Raw genomic sequence first — 17,105 nt, 5'->3', positions numbered from 1 at the left:
ATACCGTCTTACCCTGCTAAAAATACGAATGCTGATCGCGCTGATTAAATCTTTCAGAAAAAAATCAGTGTGATCAGCATTTCATATCACTTTATCTCTGAATAAGACAAACGCGAATATAATGCGATTTTAAATACAAACCTTATTGCTGACGGTTTAAGAGATAGTTAGCCAGATCCATCAGTGGTTTTTTACGGCCCGACAACACCGCAATGCTCTCCAGGCTTTGGAAAGCAAGCTGTTGGAACCGTTCTTTTTCCCGCTCTGCCCACTCATCTACCTTGCAACTGCGGAATAACGACAGTACCCGTGCTACCTTATCCGCCGGCGAAGTTTCCATCAACATTTTTAATTCTGCCCGTTGCTCCGGGTTACACAGCTCCAGGGCTTTCAATAACAGGAAAGTCTTTTTATTGACAAGGATATCCCCTCCCTGCTGCTTACCAAATTTCTCCGGATCACCAAAAGCATCCAGGTAATCATCCTGGATCTGGAAAGCAATCCCAATATTTTTCCCGAAAGCATACAAGTGCTGCTGGTTACCCTCTCCGGCGCCACCGATAATAGCACCCAGTTGCAGGCTGGCGGCCAGCAATACCGAAGTTTTCAGACCTATCATATTCACATAGTCATCATACTGCACGGCTTCCGGTTCCATTCCTTCAAAGTCCATGTCGAGCTGCTGCCCTTCACATACTTCAATAGCGGCTTTATTGAACACAGAAATGATCTTCTGCTTATAGTGTGCACTCACTTTATTGAGGTGCTCATATACATTGATCAGCATCACATCTCCTGCCAGGATAGCAGCAGACTCCCCGTACACGGTATGTACAGTGGGCTTACCACGGCGAAGCGGGGCTTTATCCATGATATCGTCATGCAGCAGTGTAAAATTGTGAAAAAGCTCCACCGCACTACCTACTTCGAAGGCATCCGGATGCAGGGTTTCAAATAATTCGTTTCCCATCATGCACAACACTGGTCGTATTCTTTTTCCCCCTATATCCAGGATATGAGACGCGGCATTGTATAACTTACTGGGCTGTTCCGGAAATTGTTGTTTCTCAAAATGTTGACTAAACTGCGCTATTAGATCCTGAAATGAATGCATCACTGGTGGCTCGTGTTTTATTATTTACTCTTTTTCTTTGACTTGTTTTTATCTGCTGCCTTCTTAACTACCGGTTTGGCCGTTGCTTTCTTAGCAGGTGCTGGTTTGGCGGCTGCTTTCTTAGCAGGTTTTGCTACCACCGTTGCTTTCTTAGCAGGGGCTGGTTTGGCGGCTGCTTTCTTAGCCGGTTTTGCTACCACCGTTGCTTTCTTGGCAGGTGCTGGTTTGGCAACTGTTTTCTTAGCCGGTTTTGCTACCACCGTTGCTTTCTTGGCAGGTGCTGGTTTGGCAACTGCTTTCTTAGCGGGCTTCGCTACCACCGTTGCTTTCTTAGCAGGTGCTGGTTTGGCAGCTACTTTCTTAGCGGGTTTTGCTACCACCGCTGCTTTCTTAGCCGGTGCTGGTTTAGCAACTGCTTTCTTAGCGGGCTTCGCAACCACCGCCGCTTTCTTAGCCGGTGCTGGTTTGGCAACTGCTTTCTTAGCGGGCTTCGCAACCACTGCCGCTTTCTTAGCCGGTGCTGGTTTTGTAGCTGCCTTTTTAGCGGGCGTTGCTACGACTACTTTCTTAGCCGGTGCTGGTTTGGCAGCTGCTTTCTTAGCAGGTGTTGCTACTACCGCTGCTTTCTTCGCAGGCGCTGGTTTTGTAGCTCCTTTCTTAGCAGGTGTCGCTACCACCGCTGCTTTCTTAACAGGCGCTGGTTTTGCAGGGGTCTTCTTAGCAGTTGGTGTTGCTACTACCGCTGCTTCCTTAGCAGGGGCTTTCTCCGTCCCGGCAGGCTTCACAACAGGTTCCTTAGCTGTTTTTTCCGCAGGAATCGGTGCTGGTGCAACAGGAGCAGTATCGGCTTTTTCTACAGGTGCAGCAGTATCAGCTTTCGATACTTCTGCCTTCGCCTCGCGCCATTTCTTCTTAGCCGGTGCCGTTGGCGGTGTCGGTGTAACAGGTACCACATGGGTTTCTGCTATTACCTGGTCTACCACTGGCAATGGCTCAGACTCTCCCAGAGATATTTGCGGGGCTTTAGGTGTACCTGGCCTGTCTTGCTGCCATGGTTTATGGCCCTGGTAGTCACCGCGATGTTTTTCTTTTTTCTTCTTGCGGTCGTCGCGACGGTTATCACGGCGATCGTCTTTGCGATGATCTTTACGATCATCATGACGTTTCTGCTGGAATTCCGGTCTGGCTGTACCAGTGCCGGTCAGTTCATCTTCCAGGTCGTAGTCCAGCTGGCGTTTAGCCAGGTTGGCAGCGACTACCCGGATACTCACTTTTTCGCCTATACGAAACTTACGGCCGGTCTGTTGACCCACCAAAGCATATTCGCCTTCGTTAAATTGGAATTCTTCTCTTTTGGTCAGGTTATGTATACTAATCAGCCCTTCGCACTTGGTATCGATGGTTTCCACCCAGAAGCCAAAATGCGCTACGCCACTGATAACGCCATCAAAGGTGCTACCAATAAACTGCTGCATGTATTCTACCTGTTTGTATTTATTACCCGCTCTTTCCGCTTCCATGGCTTTCCGTTCCATCTCTGAGCTATGCTTGCATTTCTGCTCCATTTGCTTATCCGGTCTTACGCTGTTAGCCAGGCACTCTGCCAGCACGCGGTGTACCAGTACATCGGGGTAACGACGGATCGGAGAAGTGAAGTGACAATAATCTTCAAACCCAAGTCCATAGTGACCTACATTTTCCACGGTGTAAATGGCTTTGGCCATGGTACGGATACCCAGTGTTTCGAGTACAGGTTGTTCCGGTTTGCCTTTTACCTTTAACAACATATTGTTAAAGGAGCTGGCAATACTTTCCGGTGTACTGAGATCAAACTGATAACCAAACTTACCGGCAAAGAGCGCAAATACTTTCAGCTTCTCCGGATCTGGCGTATCATGCACGCGATAAGGGAAAGGTATTGGTTGTTTATTGATTCTTAATTTAGCTACATAAGCCGCAATGGTTTTATTGGCCAGCAGCATAAATTCTTCAATCAACTGATGGGCTTCTTTACTTTCTTTTACCACAATGCCAACAGGTTTACCGGTTTCATCAAGTTTAAAGCGCACTTCCTGTGAAGAAAAGTTAATAGCCCCGTGTGCAAAACGTTGCGCCCGGAGGGTTTGTGCTATTTTATTCAGCAGCAGTATTTCGTTCTTATAAAGACCGTCTTTCTGCTCTATAATTTCCTGTACTTCTTCGTAGGTAAACCGGTGATCAGAGTGAATCACAGTACGACCAATCCAATGTTGCCTGATTTCTCCTTTGTCGCTCATCTGGAACATAGCGGAGAAAGTGAGTTTATCTTCATGCGGACGCAGAGAGCACAACTCATTGGATATTTTCTCCGGCAGCATAGGCAATACGCGATCCGGCAGGTACACAGAGGTAGCCCGCTTATCCGCTTCTTTATCCAGTTCGGTGCCGGGTAATACGTAGTGACTTACATCGGCGATATGCACGCCAATTTCATAGAAGCCATTTTTCAGCAGGCGAATAGAGATGGCATCGTCAAAGTCTTTGGCATCCACCGGGTCAATGGTCATGGTCAGGACTTTACGGACATCTTTACGTTTGCCAACTTCTTCTTCAGAAATATTTTCCTGGATACTATTTAATTCATCCAGTACTTCTTTGGGGAAGTTTAGCGGGAAACCTGCTTCTATGAGGATTTCCTTCATGGCCAGGTCGTTAGTATTGCTGGCATCCAGGATTTCCACGATTTCACCCACTGGTTTACGGGATTTCTCACCCCAGGCTACAATCTTCACCACGGCTTTATCGCCGTTCTTGGCTTCTCCCAGGGAGTTGGCGGGAATATAGATATCCGGCATGAACAATCCCTTTTCAGGGATGAGGAAAGCAAAACTTTTGCTCACCTGCAGGGTGCCGGTAAATTCTGTTTTATTTCGTTTAAGGATGTCGGTTATGATGCCTTCCATCCGGCCCTCGTTGCGGGCTGCCTTCAGCACGTCTACCAGTACTTCATCTTTATCAAGGGCGGTATGCAGGTTTTTCTGCTTCACCATGATATCCTTTGTCAGGCCGTCTACCATCACAAAAGCCATTCCTGACCTGGTCACTTCCACGATGCCTTTAAAAGTCTTCTTCTGGCCGTTATGGTTGTTGGTGGTATTCGGGTTAGCGTGATGACTATGACCACCTTTTTTATTTTTCTTTTTTCTACTCATGTTAGTCGTAAGTTATCATTGACCGGGAAACGGCAAATGCCTTCCTACGTAGTCAAAAATAAAGTTATTAAATAATGCTGCTTCTCCAAAGAGAAATGAGATCTCCACTGGCATAACAGCTATCTGCAGGTTTTGTTCTGCCAGTGCACCTTTGAGCAGATGCAATCTTACCGCGTCTTTTTCTGTGGTAATGACAATCTTTTGGGTTCCTGGTAACTCGCTGCATTCTTTCTTGATTTTTTCTATATCCTTTTCCGTGTAATAGTAATGATCGGGAAAAGACAACAGGTACACCTGTTCGTAACGTCGTTTTAGTTCTTCCAGCAATGGTTCGGGCCTTGCGATACCGCACGCCAGCAATACGGTTGCTGATTTGGGGACTTCCACCGGTTGATGGGTAATCATATCGGACAGGGCGCCGTACTGCAAGGTAGTGAAAAAGAGCCGCTGATGAGGCAGCGGGTTAATTTCTTTTTCCAAAGCCTGCTTTTCTGCCACACTCATATCCGGCGGACACTTGGATACAATAATGCAGTTCGCCCGGTGATAACCAGCCCTGCCCTCTCTTAAGCGACCGAAAGGCACTACATGATCACGGGTAAACAACCGGCTGTAATCGGTGATCATAATATTGAGGCCCGGTTTGATAGAGCGATGCTGAAACGCATCATCCAGCAGCACTACCTGGGTATCCGGTTCATCGCCCAACAATTGAGGAATGGCCAGCATCCTTTCTTCCCCTACACACACCTTGATATCCGGAAATTTATCATGAAACTGCATGGGTTCATCGCCAATATCGGCAGCCGTGCTTTTTTCATCGGCCAACAGGTAGCCACTGGTCCGACGGTTGTAGCCCCGGCTCAGGGTAGCCGTTTTAAAATAATCTTTCAGCAGGCGGATCAGGTATTCCACATGCGGCGTTTTACCGGTACCACCTACCGATAGGTTCCCTACGGCAATCACCGGCAGATCAAACTCCACGGCGGTGAGCAATCCTTTGTCATAAAAACGGTTCCGCAACCACATCACCAAACCGTACAACAGGGAAAAAGGATATAATAAAAAGCTAAGGTATCTGAGCACAATAGTTTATTTAAATTGATAAATACGATCCGGGGTAACTACCGTTTGCAGCGGTATATCCCAGGCATCCACGTCCGTAATTTCCGGTACCGGTTCAAACAGCGACAGCCCAATGGTACGCACACCGGGGGCGCATTGCTGCAGGAAACGATCATACATTCCTTTGCCATAGCCCACCCGTTGTCCGGCCAGGTCAAAAGCCAGCAAAGGTACAAATACCAGGTCGATGTTTTCCGGCTGTACTTCAATTCCTGCCAGCGGTTCCGGAATGCCGAACTTATTTTTTACCAGTATGGTATTGGCTTTCCAGAGCAGATGTGTCATATCACCGGTTTTCATATCGGAACGGGACAACACCCATTCGAGCTGTGGTTGCTGTTCCCTTAGCCATTTAACCAGGGGCCAGGTATCCACTTCTTTTTTTTCGGAGATGGGTAAAAAAACATGTGCCATGTGGGTGCGACTGTAATCCAGTAGCCGGCAATTCGCCAGCAACCGTTCATTTAACACGCCGGCAGTATCGTCGTCCATATTGAGCCGCTGCTCCAGGAAATGTTTTCGTATATCCTTCTTAGTGGTCATGCCAATAATGTATGTAGCGGGGATGTCAACAACTGTGCCTGTTGCTGTACAAATGCCTTATCTACCTGATTTGTCAGTGGGATATGGCCAATTTTAGGATAGCCACTCCATGTTACAATATCCGCTTCATTGGTATGTTCTTCCCCACTAAACACCCACCCGATAACGGGAACGCCTGTATGTTGCAGCATACGTGCAGTGAGCAGGGAATGGTTGATGCTGCCCAGGTAATTCTGTGCTACGATGACTACCCTGGCCTTCAATGCCAATATAAGATCCAGCGTAAAAACCGTTTCGTTTACCGGTACCATCAGGCCACCTGCCCCTTCTATCACCAACGGACGTTCCGCTGGCTGGTACTGGTTTGCCAGCATCTCAATTTTGCTGGTATTGATCGTCGTATTTTCCAGCCGCGCTGCCAGGTGTGGAGAGGCCGGCGCCTGTAAACGCCAGGCTTCAGGGTGACAAACTGACACCGGGTTGGATAATAATGATACCACCGTGTCGGTATCTGTACCTTCCATTAACCCTGTTTGCACCGGCTTCCAATAATCTGCATGTAATGCTTCGGTAATACAGGCTGCCGTCAGGGTTTTTCCTACACCGGTACCTATGCCGGTGATAAAAATTCTTGCACTCATCCTGACAAAGATAAGAAAGTGACGGGGGATCCTCCATCGGTGGGATTGTCTTTTTCCAGGTTAAACGGGTTAAACTGATTTTAATATTTTGATGATTTTAATAATTATTATCCCTTTGAGCGGGCTTCTTAGAGGGAAGCTGGTATATCTCTGAAAAGATCTGCAGAAAATCTGACAAATCATTAAAATCAGTTTAATCGGGAGAAAGGCAATCCGCCCGGGCAGATCTTCTGCGCCTCCGGGTATCAATGCAATTCCTTATTTTCGTTACCATACAACCTCATTTTTTATGAAATACTGTGATAACATACTCGAAACGATAGGAAATACCCCAATGGTTAAGTTGCATCGCGTCACGGCTACTCTTCCCTGCACGGTGCTTGCTAAAGTAGAATTTTTTAACCCAGGCAACTCTATTAAAGACCGCATGGCCGTGAAAATGGTGGATGTGGCAGAACAAAAAGGATTACTGAAACCCGGTGGCACCCTCATTGAAGGCACCTCCGGTAATACCGGTATGGGACTGGCGCTGGCCGCCATTATCCGGGGATACAAATGTATTTTTACTACTACCGACAAACAATCCAAAGAAAAAGTGGATATCCTGAAAGCGGTAGGAGCCGAAGTTATTGTTTGCCCCACCAATGTAGAGCCGGAAGATCCCCGCTCCTACTATTCTGTTTCCAAACGCCTGGCAACAGAAGTCCCCAACTCTTTTTATGTAAATCAATACGACAACCTCGCCAACCGGGAAGCTCATTATGAACAAACGGGGCCGGAAATATGGGAACAAACGGAGGGAAAAATCACCCACCTGGTAGTGGCCACCGGCACTGGTGGCACCGTTACCGGTACCGGTAAGTACCTGAAAGAAAAAAATCCCAACATCCAGGTATGGGCCATTGACAGCTATGGTTCCCTGTTAAAAAAATATTTTGAAACCGGTCAGCTGGACATGAGTGAGGTATATCCTTATATCACCGAGGGTATCGGGGAAGATTTTGTGCCGGAGAACTATGACATGTCTGTCATTGATAAGTTTGAAAAGGTTACTGATAAGGACGCTGCTGTAATGGCGCGCCGCATTACCAAAGAAGAAGGCATTTTCGTGGGCTATTCTGCCGGATCAGCTATAGCAGGACTTTTACAGCTGAAAGCTTCCCTGAAACCTACCGATGTAGTGGTGGTTATTTTTCATGACCATGGCAGCCGCTATGTAGGAAAAATTTATAACGATCAATGGATGCTGGAACGTGGGTTCCTGGATGTAAAAACAGTAAAGGACGTAGTAAATGGCCGTCGTAAGCAGCCACTGGTTACCATTAGCGCCGATGAAAAAGTAAGCGAAGCCATTGCCCGCATGAAAAAATATGATATCGAACATATCCCTGTAGAACAGGGTGGCGAAATTATTGGCGCTATTTCTGAAACCGGTTTATTTAACCGCCTGATTGATGACGCCAACCTGAAAGATGCGCTGGTTAAACAGGTGCTGCAGCCTTCCTTCCCGCTGGTAAGCCAGGATACGCCAATCGAAAAACTAACGGTGTATATTAACCGGGAAAACGGCGCCGTGCTGACCAAAGACGATAGCGGCAACCACCACATTATCACGAAGTATGATATTATACAGGCCCTGGGCCGATAATTATTTCTTCCGGGAGATGTGGACCGCGCCGTTCACATCTCCCGGAAAAATACCTACCTAACCATTACCACATGATTTTTACCGATCAGTTAAACAGGCAGATAACACTGGAACATCCGCCACAGCGGATTATTTCGCTGGTGCCTTCACAAACTGAATTATTATATTCCCTTGGGCTCGACAAAGAAGTAGCAGGTATCACGAAATTTTGCGTACATCCGTCAACGTGGTTTCGCGAAAAAACAAGGGTAGGCGGTACTAAAAATGTGCACGCCGACAGGATTGCCGCCTTATCTCCCGACCTGATTATTGCCAACAAAGAAGAAAACCTGGAAAGCGATATCCTGCCACTAATGCAGGAATACCCGGTATGGGTCAGTAATATACAGACGCTGGAAGATGCTTATCAAATGATCACCGGCATTGGTGCGTTAACCAACCGCGCTGCTGCCGCAGCAGATTTGGTAACACAAATCAAAGCAGGTTTTGCTGCTTTACCAGTACGTCCCTTCCCTCTCCGGACAGCCTATTTTATCTGGCGCGATCCCTGGATGGTAGCCGGCGGCGATACTTTTATCCATGAAATGTTACAAGCCTGTGGGTTACGAAATGTTTTTGGAGAACTGCTACGGTATCCTTCCATTACTGCGGAACAGCTGGCTGACAGCGGATGTGAGCTGGTATTACTGTCATCAGAGCCCTATCCTTTTAAAGAAAAACACCTCGCGGAATTGCAGGCCATCGTTCCGCAGGCACGTATCCAGTTGGTAGACGGTGAAATGTTTTCGTGGTATGGCAGCCGTTTACTGGAAGCTACCACTTATTTTTCCAGACTTAATTTTTAGAGGCAACCCGTTACTTTCCATTTGCGTAAACAGTTGTATCGAACCACTTAAACGCATCACTTATGGAAAGAAGAGACTTTGTTTCCAACATCGGAATAACGCTGGTATTGGCCTGTACAGCGGGATTAGCAGCCTGTAGCAAAGGTAGCAGCGATAATCCGACGCCTAATCCACCCGGGGGTGGCGGTACCCCCAAACTATCCCTTAACCTGGCATCTGACCTGCCGAATGTGGGTGATTTTAAAATCGCTAATGGCGTGATTATTATTCGTACCGCCACGGGAAATACGGCCGGTAGCTTTACCGCACTTTCCAGCACGTGTACACACCAGGGTTGCACCGTGGCTACTTTCAATAACAGTTCTAAATTAATAGAATGCAATGCCCCTTGTGGTCATGGCAGTCGCTATAGCACCACCGGCGCGGTAAACACCGGACCGGCAACAGCCCCGTTGACCGCTTATACCGTGAAAGTAGACGGTAATGCACTTACCGTTAGCTAATGATTTTGCAGAAAATCTAATACCCATGCGGCGAAAGGAGCGGAACGCCAGACGGTGTTGTGATCTCCGGCCACTGTTCCGTGCATCCCTGCCGGCATCATAGCCGCCAGTGATCCGCCGGTATCATTGTCTTCGTCCTTATCTCCTCCTAATACCAGTACCGGTTGTTGTACTTTGGTCAGCTCCTGCGGTGTTGTAGTGGGTTGGCCAAATTGCATCAGCGCCAGGGCACGTTGATCCAGCCCCGCTTTCTGTACATTTTGTACCATGGCGGCCAGTTCCGGCACGTCCTTTCCGGACAGGGCATCATAAAACTTTAGCCGGCGGGGCCACGCAGGATCAGTGAACCCGGTGCCGATACCGCCCAGTACTGCACTACGCACCCGGGGATCGAGTACCAGCAAACGGGCGGCTATAATGGCGCCACGCGAATAACTCACTACCTGGTAGCTGTTGATGCCCAGGTAAGTCATGAGTCCCATCATATCTTTAGCTTCCGCGTCGTGGAGGTACGCTGTACTGTCGTGCGGATGATCAGACGCTCCATTACCACGTAAATCCAGGGTAATTACCTTACACCCGTGTAATAACAGGGAATCGTATACCGCAGTTTTCTTCCACCCCTCCCCGTCTACAATAAATCCATGTATTAATAATACCGGGTGTCCGCTTCCTTTTACCGCGTAATGAATCCGGGTGCCATCAAAAGAAGTATAATAAAGGACTGAATCTATTGTATGACCTTCAAATGCTTTAGCATCGGGCATTTTCAGGAACAGAACACTCAACAGGGCAAGGTAAAATTTCATATCGTGATGGGTTATGATCGGGTAAAATACGTTTTTCTGCCGGGAGATTTAATACATAAGCACTTACTTTTCGCTATAAATCTTCTATTTAACTCCTTATATTTGCTTTCCTAAAAAATAAAACACATATCAGAGTATGGGAAAATACAGAGCTGGCGTACTATTCGGCGAAGAGCTGGATGCGCTGTATAACGATGCCAAAGACAACGGATTTGCTATGCCTGCCGTAAATGTTGTGGGAACTAACTCCGTAAATGCGGTACTGGAAACAGCTGCTAAAGTAAATTCACCGGTTATTATTCAGTTTTCTAACGGTGGTGCACAATTTTTTGCAGGTAAAGGTATGCCGAATGATAAGCTGCAGGCTAACATTGCAGGTGGTATCTCTGGCGCAAAGCACGTACATGAAGTAGCTAAATATTATGGCGTACCGGTAGTATTACATACTGACCATGCGGCTAAAAAATGGTTACCATGGATCGATGGTTTGCTGGATGCAGGTGAACAATACTTCAAACTCCATGGTCAGCCACTGTACAGCTCCCACATGCTGGATTTGTCTGAAGAACCAATCGCTGAAAACATCGAAATTTCTCATAAATATTTTGAGAGAATGAATAAGCTGGGTATGTCCATCGAAATTGAGCTGGGCGTAACCGGTGGTGAAGAAGATGGCGTGGATAACTCCGGTGTTGACAACTCCAAACTGTACACACAGCCGGAAGAAGTGGCGTATGCTTATGAAATCTTGTCTAAAGTAGGTCCACGTTTCACGGTAGCTGCTGCTTTTGGTAACGTACACGGTGTATACAGCCCGGGTAACGTAGAATTGCGTCCGGTAATCCTGCACAACAGCCAGGAATTCATCCAGGCCAAATACAACACGCCTGCTAAACCAGTTTACTATGTATTCCATGGTGGTAGTGGTTCTCCAAAACACCAGATCTCCGAAGCACTGGGCTATGGCGTTATCAAAATGAACATTGATACCGACATGCAATGGGCATTCTGGGAAGGTATACACGACTTCTACGAAGCGAAAAAAGACTACCTGCAGGGTCAGCTGGGTAACCCGGAAGGCGCTGACAAGCCGAATAAAAAATACTACGATCCACGCGTATGGCTGCGCAAAGGTGAAGAAACCTTTGTAAAACGCCTGGAAGAAGCATTCCATGATCTGAATTGCATCAACAGGAACGCCTAAGCGGGAGCTTAAAGCATAAGTGCTAAAGCACCTGTATACAAAGAAAAAAGCAAAAAGCTATTATAGCGAAGATAAGAGCGATAACATATGTTTAAATAGCATATATTGTCATCTTCGCTACAATAGCTTTTTGCTTTTTCTTTTATGCTTTAAGCTTTTTCTAGCTATGTTTTTGGCTTTATACGATAATTCGTATCTTGCACCACTATTTTCTAATCTAATAGCAAAATATGTCAAGCTGGTTTAAGCGAATTAAACAAGGCATCTCTACCACCACCAGTGAAAAGAAAGAAGCACCGGATGGTTTGTGGCACAAGTGTCCTAACTGTAAAAAAACCGTTACTGTAAAGGATCTGAAAGAGCATTACTATGTGTGTGATAAGTGTAATTATCATAACCGTATTAACTCTGCAGAGTATTTTGAGATCATATTTGACAACAATCAGTTCGAGGAACTGTTTCCAAATATATATCCAACAGACTTCCTGGGCTTTAAGGATTTGAAGCCTTATGGTGACCGACTGAAAGATGCACAAAAGAAATCCGGGTTGAAAGATGCCATGACAGTTGGTTCTGGCAAGGTATTGGGGAATGACCTCGTGGTAGCCTGCATGGATTTTAATTTCATTGGCGGTTCCATGGGATCGGTAGTGGGAGAAAAGATCGCCCGTTCCATCGACTATTGCATCGTTAACAAAAAACCGTTGATGATCATTTCCAAGTCAGGTGGCGCCCGTATGATGGAAAGTGCTTTTTCCCTCATGCAAATGGCAAAAACTTCTGCCAAGCTCACACAGTTGGCGAATGCCAGACTCCCTTACATCTCTTTGATGACGGATCCTACTACCGGTGGTGTAACCGCTTCCTATGCAATGCTGGGCGACCTGAACATTGCGGAACCAGGTGCATTGATTGGCTTTGCGGGTCCAAGGATCATTAAAGAAACGATTAAAAAAGACTTACCTGCTGGCTTCCAGAGCGCAGAGTTCCTGCTGGAACACGGTTTCCTGGATTTCATCATGGATAGAAAAGAATTAAAGACGAAGTTGGCAAGTTTGCTGACGATATTTAAAAACTAGCTGTTGGCTTTTAGCTTTTAGCTTTTAGAAAATGCAGCGGAGATCAACACAATATATGTTCTCCGCTGCATTTTCTAAAAGCTAAAAGCCAATAGCTACCAGCTAGCCAACCCCTTCACAATGGCAGAATTAAAGAACAGATCGGCATATTTCGAATACGCAATAGAAGATAAATATATTGCCGGTATGGTATTGCTGGGAACGGAAATCAAGTCTATTCGAGCCAATAAAGTGAGTTTCAATGATTCATTCTGCTATTTTTCCAAAGGAGAATTGTTTGTAAAAAGCTTGCATATTGCCGAGTACTCCCATGGCACCTCCTCCAACCATGACCCCTTACGCGAGCGCAAGTTGTTGCTGACAAAGCGTGAATTAAGAAAAATCGAAAATAAAATCAAAGAACGCGGCTATACCATTGTACCACTACGTATGTTCATCACAGATAAAAGCCTTGCCAAAATTGAAATCGGTATTGGTAAAGGTAAAAAGCTGCACGATAAACGCGACTCTATCAAAGAAAGAGAAGCAGACCGTGAACTCAGAAGGCAATACAAATAGGCTGGAGCAGGGACTATAGCAGGCAAACATATCCTTATAAAAATAATCCCTTGAAAAAGTTATCATGGAGGCAGCTACTCAGCGTAGCCGCCATTGTCCTTTACACTTTCTTCCTTTCCTGCAGATCAGGCGAAAAATTATACAATAAAGGCAGATACGACGACGCCGTAAATGCGTTCGTAAAGAAATTGCAGCGCAAACCCCAGGATGCCACCGCTACCCGGATGTTGCCAGATGCCTATAAACAGGCCCAATTGAGCCGGGAAGACCGGGTCAATGAACTCCTGCGCTCCAACAACGACCTGAAGTGGGAAGGCGTCCGCAATGAATACCGGGCATTACAAAATTTGTATAATGCCATCCACAGCTCGCCTGCGGCCCTCCGCCTGGTACAACCCAAAGATTACCGGAATGCCATCACCGGCGCCCAGGAAAATGCAGCGGAAACGCGGTACAACCGGGGCCTGTCCTTACTTAATAACGGCGACAAAGCCAGCGCCCGGCAGGCATACGAAGAGTTTGTGGCAGCGCTCAAGCTCGTCCCTAATTATCGCGACGCCCAACAACGAAAAGAAGAAGCCTTTCAATTGGGTGTGATTAATGTGGCGGTGAGCCAGATAGAAGTACGCTCCCCTTACTTCCAATTCTCCGCCGACCAGTTCCGCGACTACCTGGTGAGAAACCTCCAGCAACGTAATATCAACCAGTTTGTACAGTTTTACGATGAACGCACCGTGCGCAACGCCAACCTGTACCCTGATGAATATATCTCCCTGCGCTTTTTCGACTTTGTAGTAGGACAAACCTATGTAGATCGCGTTGAGCGTAATGTGTCTAAAGAAATTGTGGCTGGTACCACCAAAGACTCTACCGGTAAAGAAATCCCTTATTACAGAGTAGTTACCGCTACCCTCTATCTTACTAAAAAAACAGTGGTATCCAAAGGTCTGCTGGACTACCAGATTACCAATACCAGTAATGGACAACTCCTCCGGCAAGACCGCATTCCGGGCAGTTATACCTGGGTAAATCAGTTTGGTACCTTCCGTGGCGATGAAAGAGCGTTAAGCGACGAAGATAAACGCCTGATGAGTGGCCAGGATATCCCCCCTCCACCCCCTACTGATTTATTCATGGAATTTACGCGGCCTATTTACGATATACTCACAAGAGATTTGCAGAGCTACTATAATCGGATATGATGTAGAGCGGAAAGCATAAAGCAGAAAGCAAAAAGCCATTGTAGCGAATGATAAGCGCGGATAAGTAGTTAAAATACCGCTCCTGACATTCGCTACAATGGCTTTTTGCTTTCTGCTTTATGCCTTCTGCTCTACGACAAATGTTGTTTCAGAATCGGCAACAACTGATGCGCCGGCACTACTCCGCTCTGGCGCCATACCAGCCTTCCACTGCGGAAAAGCAACAGGGTTGGTACGCTGCTGATCTGCCATTGTGCGGATAACTGCTGGTTCTTATCTATATCTATCTTAATAATCCTCAACTGGTCTCCCATCTTTTCTTTTACCTCTTTAAGGATTGGTGGCACCATCTGACAGGGCCCGCACCAGGTGGCAAAACAGTCGATCAATACCGGCGTGGGAGATTGTAATATTGCTTGCAGATTTTCCATAGCACACATTTTATTGTAATTAAATTTACGTACCTTTTTGAAAATCAGAAAACGTAATCGCTGTCATACCCACTGTTCTAATATCCTTTACAATATGAATATATTATCCTCTATTATCTGTTTCGCCTGGTTTCTTTCTGAAATATTGCTTCACAGGATTCTTCGCGGCGGAGATCAGGCCGATAAGAAAAAGCAGGACAAAGGCAGCCTGGCTTATATATGGATCGTGATCATCGTATTTATCAATGCCGCCATCTATGTATCTTTTAAAACGCACTATTATATCATGGCAGGCCCGCTCATGAATCGTGTAGGCCTCTCCGTTATATTACTCGGGATGATACTGCGTTTTGTATCTATTGCCCAGCTGGGACGATTATTTACTGTGGTGGTAACAATCCGCAAGGACCATTACATAAAAAAAGACGGTATATATGGTATCATACGGCATCCTGCGTATGCGGGGTCTTTGCTGTCTTTCGTGGGCTTTGGCTTATCCCTCAATAACTGGCTGGCATTTGCCGTGGTGTTTATCCCGGTATTGATCGTGTTTATTTACCGGATTAACGTAGAAGAAAAAATGCTGACAGCACAGTTTGGGGAAGAATATATTGATTACATGAAACATACCAGCAGGCTAATTCCCTGGATTTATTAACTGCACCCGGTGTAAATAAAAAAAAGGACGGTATCGCTACCGTCCTTTTTTTATTTCAATTACTTATTGAGATTTGGATTATTCTGTACTTCCGTTACCGGTATGCTAAACAGATAATAATTGTTATTGGGTGTGAATGGCTTTCCATCAGGTAGCATCGTGGTAGTGTGTCCCTGTCCGGCCACCTCCAGCGTACTGCCATCTGGCTGGATGACGTGAATAATACTGTCTTCTCCTGTATAGGAAAGGAATGGTTTCCTGATAACGGGAGCGCCTGTACGAATAATGTCAGACAGTGCAAACCCTTCTCCCCATAATTCCTTTCTTCTTTCTATCAGGATAGAATCCAGCAGGTTACCGCCGCCTTTGTATACGGTGGCGTTGCGGGCCGTACGTAAGGCATTGAGTGCCTCGGCTCCTTTGCCGGTGTTGCCGCTACGGGTATAGGCTTCTGCTTCGATCAGGTACATTTCTGCACCACGCATCAGCACCAGGTCGCCAATGAGCGCCGTGGCATCACGGAAACGGAATTTCTTGTATCGCAGGTAGCCATCGCTATTCCAGTCGAATAAGCGAAAACGTACATCGGCGCTATCAAAAAAGTTTTGGAAGTACGGATCACACATAAAACTCTGATAGTAAGCTGCCGGCGTAGATACATCCAGGAAGTGGAAATTATAGCTGGCATTACTTTGGTTAGGCGTTTGCCCATGTCCCCAGATCCATTCTGTATTATTAAGATCGTTGAATCCTTTGTTATAATCATCGCCGGACATCAACGGATATCCCTGGCGAGCCGCTACAGCGGCTGGAATAGCCAGGTCCCACTGATGATTATAGAGGTAGGCTCTTGCCAGTAAACCATTTACCACTTTCTGATCGATTTTCCATTTCTGACTGGGATCGCGCTGGTAATCTTTCAGCAATGGCAATGCTTTCTGAAGGTCTGCTATTACCTGTTTGTATACTTCCGAAACTGCTACTCTTGGCTTGCCTACAGAAGCAGGTGTGGTAGGATCCAGGTAAATCGGCACTGCTTTTTCTGCACCTGTATTATTAAACTGGTAGAAAGATGCCAGGTTAAGATAACAGAATCCACGGAGTGCGTAGGCTTGTCCTTTGATACGTGCTCTTTTAGCGTCATCTCCGGTAGCATTATCAATACGGGCAATGATATTATTGCAGTTATCAATTACTTTGTAGAGAATAGTCCAGAATGCATTTACACGGTTCTTGGTATTATCTACCATTTCGGTAAAAGCATAAGAACTGTACAATCCATACACCTGCGGCACTACTGCCACATCATCTCCCATGGCATCACTGGTGAGAGAAAGGGATTTGTAACCTGGAACGGCATATGTGAAGAATTCCTCGAACATATACGACCAGGTACCGTTGACCACCGTTTCCACATTGTCTACGGTATTGTATACCTCTGTATCCGGTATAGCATTGGTAGGCTTGGGTTCCAGGAAATCCTTACTGCAGGACCCCAGTAGCAGCACGGTGATGATAGTGAATATAAATAAGTTCTTTTTCATGGTCATGTTT

The 17,105-nt window shown here is 46.3% G+C and carries 16 protein-coding genes; 8 read left to right on the top strand and 8 right to left on the bottom strand.

All coding sequences use genetic code 11. The features are described from left to right. Nucleotides 1-142 precede the first annotated feature (142 nt). The 5 genes from AC5ZC7_RS11705 to bioD are packed head-to-tail and all read right to left on the bottom strand — an operon-like array spanning nucleotide 143 to nucleotide 6,614. On the bottom strand, nucleotides 143-1,114 hold the full coding sequence (locus tag AC5ZC7_RS11705) for a polyprenyl synthetase family protein (RefSeq protein ID WP_496159103.1): 972 nt from the start codon (nucleotides 1,112-1,114) through the stop codon (nucleotides 143-145). A 20-nt stretch (nucleotides 1,115-1,134) separates the two neighbouring features. Continuing rightward, on the bottom strand, nucleotides 1,135-4,305 hold the full coding sequence (gene rnr, locus AC5ZC7_RS11700) for a ribonuclease R (RefSeq protein WP_496159104.1): 3,171 nt from the start codon (nucleotides 4,303-4,305) through the stop codon (nucleotides 1,135-1,137). Nucleotides 4,306-4,320: 15 nt separating this feature from the next. Further along, nucleotides 4,321-5,391, bottom strand: a complete 1,071-nt coding sequence (lpxK, locus tag AC5ZC7_RS11695; RefSeq protein WP_496159105.1) for a tetraacyldisaccharide 4'-kinase — start codon at nucleotides 5,389-5,391, stop codon at nucleotides 4,321-4,323. Between the two features lie 6 nt (nucleotides 5,392-5,397). Beyond that, complete coding sequence (locus AC5ZC7_RS11690; RefSeq protein ID WP_496159106.1) at nucleotides 5,398-5,973, bottom strand: 5-formyltetrahydrofolate cyclo-ligase; 576 nt, start codon at nucleotides 5,971-5,973, stop codon at nucleotides 5,398-5,400. Then, a complete protein-coding gene (gene bioD, locus AC5ZC7_RS11685; RefSeq protein WP_496159107.1) occupies nucleotides 5,970-6,614 on the bottom strand; it encodes a dethiobiotin synthase in 645 nt (214 codons plus the stop codon). Before bioD ends, AC5ZC7_RS11690 begins: the two co-directional genes overlap by 4 nt. Before the next feature lie 289 nt (nucleotides 6,615-6,903). Here bioD and AC5ZC7_RS11680 point away from each other — a divergent pair, with 289 nt between their 5' ends. The 3 genes from AC5ZC7_RS11680 to AC5ZC7_RS11670 all read left to right on the top strand — a co-directional run bounded on the left by AC5ZC7_RS11680 (nucleotide 6,904) and on the right by AC5ZC7_RS11670 (nucleotide 9,610). After that, entirely contained in the window at nucleotides 6,904-8,262 is a 1,359-nt protein-coding gene (locus AC5ZC7_RS11680; RefSeq protein ID WP_496159108.1) for a pyridoxal-phosphate dependent enzyme, read from the top strand. A 71-nt stretch (nucleotides 8,263-8,333) separates the two neighbouring features. After that, entirely contained in the window at nucleotides 8,334-9,107 is a 774-nt protein-coding gene (locus tag AC5ZC7_RS11675; RefSeq protein ID WP_496159109.1) for a helical backbone metal receptor, read from the top strand. Nucleotides 9,108-9,169: 62 nt separating this feature from the next. Continuing rightward, nucleotides 9,170-9,610 (top strand): Rieske 2Fe-2S domain-containing protein, encoded by a 441-nt coding sequence (locus tag AC5ZC7_RS11670; RefSeq protein ID WP_496159110.1) that lies wholly within the window; start codon nucleotides 9,170-9,172, stop codon nucleotides 9,608-9,610. On the opposite strand, the gene AC5ZC7_RS11665 is transcribed toward AC5ZC7_RS11670, so the two are convergent. Further along, complete coding sequence (locus tag AC5ZC7_RS11665; protein ID WP_496159111.1) at nucleotides 9,607-10,419, bottom strand: alpha/beta fold hydrolase; 813 nt, start codon at nucleotides 10,417-10,419, stop codon at nucleotides 9,607-9,609. The genes AC5ZC7_RS11670 and AC5ZC7_RS11665 overlap by 4 nt on opposite strands. A 136-nt stretch (nucleotides 10,420-10,555) precedes the next feature. Here AC5ZC7_RS11665 and fbaA point away from each other — a divergent pair, with 136 nt between their 5' ends. The 4 genes from fbaA to AC5ZC7_RS11645 all read left to right on the top strand — a co-directional run bounded on the left by fbaA (nucleotide 10,556) and on the right by AC5ZC7_RS11645 (nucleotide 14,462). Then, nucleotides 10,556-11,623 (top strand): class II fructose-bisphosphate aldolase, encoded by a 1,068-nt coding sequence (gene fbaA / locus AC5ZC7_RS11660; RefSeq protein ID WP_496159112.1) that lies wholly within the window; start codon nucleotides 10,556-10,558, stop codon nucleotides 11,621-11,623. 230 nt (nucleotides 11,624-11,853) lie between these two features. Next, the gene (gene accD / locus AC5ZC7_RS11655) at nucleotides 11,854-12,702 is read left to right on the top strand and encodes an acetyl-CoA carboxylase, carboxyltransferase subunit beta (RefSeq protein WP_496159113.1); all 849 of its coding nucleotides are present in this window, start codon (nucleotides 11,854-11,856) and stop codon (nucleotides 12,700-12,702) included. Between the two features lie 120 nt (nucleotides 12,703-12,822). Then, nucleotides 12,823-13,260 (top strand): SsrA-binding protein SmpB, encoded by a 438-nt coding sequence (gene smpB / locus AC5ZC7_RS11650; RefSeq protein WP_477079037.1) that lies wholly within the window; start codon nucleotides 12,823-12,825, stop codon nucleotides 13,258-13,260. 50 nt (nucleotides 13,261-13,310) lie between these two features. Then, nucleotides 13,311-14,462, top strand: a complete 1,152-nt coding sequence (locus AC5ZC7_RS11645) for a tetratricopeptide repeat protein (protein WP_496159114.1) — start codon at nucleotides 13,311-13,313, stop codon at nucleotides 14,460-14,462. Nucleotides 14,463-14,593: 131 nt separating this feature from the next. On the opposite strand, the gene trxA is transcribed toward AC5ZC7_RS11645, so the two are convergent. Further along, the gene (gene trxA / locus AC5ZC7_RS11640; protein ID WP_496159115.1) at nucleotides 14,594-14,893 is read right to left on the bottom strand and encodes a thioredoxin; all 300 of its coding nucleotides are present in this window, start codon (nucleotides 14,891-14,893) and stop codon (nucleotides 14,594-14,596) included. Nucleotides 14,894-14,987: 94 nt separating this feature from the next. On the opposite strand from trxA, the gene AC5ZC7_RS11635 reads away from it, so the two are divergent. After that, complete coding sequence (locus AC5ZC7_RS11635) at nucleotides 14,988-15,551, top strand: isoprenylcysteine carboxylmethyltransferase family protein (protein WP_496159116.1); 564 nt, start codon at nucleotides 14,988-14,990, stop codon at nucleotides 15,549-15,551. A 59-nt stretch (nucleotides 15,552-15,610) separates the two neighbouring features. Here AC5ZC7_RS11635 and AC5ZC7_RS11630 read toward each other — a convergent pair whose 3' ends face one another. Further along, on the bottom strand, nucleotides 15,611-17,095 hold the full coding sequence (locus AC5ZC7_RS11630) for a RagB/SusD family nutrient uptake outer membrane protein (RefSeq protein WP_496159117.1): 1,485 nt from the start codon (nucleotides 17,093-17,095) through the stop codon (nucleotides 15,611-15,613). Nucleotides 17,096-17,105 lie beyond the last annotated feature (10 nt).

It is taken from the genome of Chitinophaga sp. 9-1-y, from assembly GCF_059511905.2.
The sequence above is the reverse complement of the archived record's forward strand: the minus strand, read 5'-3'. Positions and strand labels throughout refer to the sequence as shown.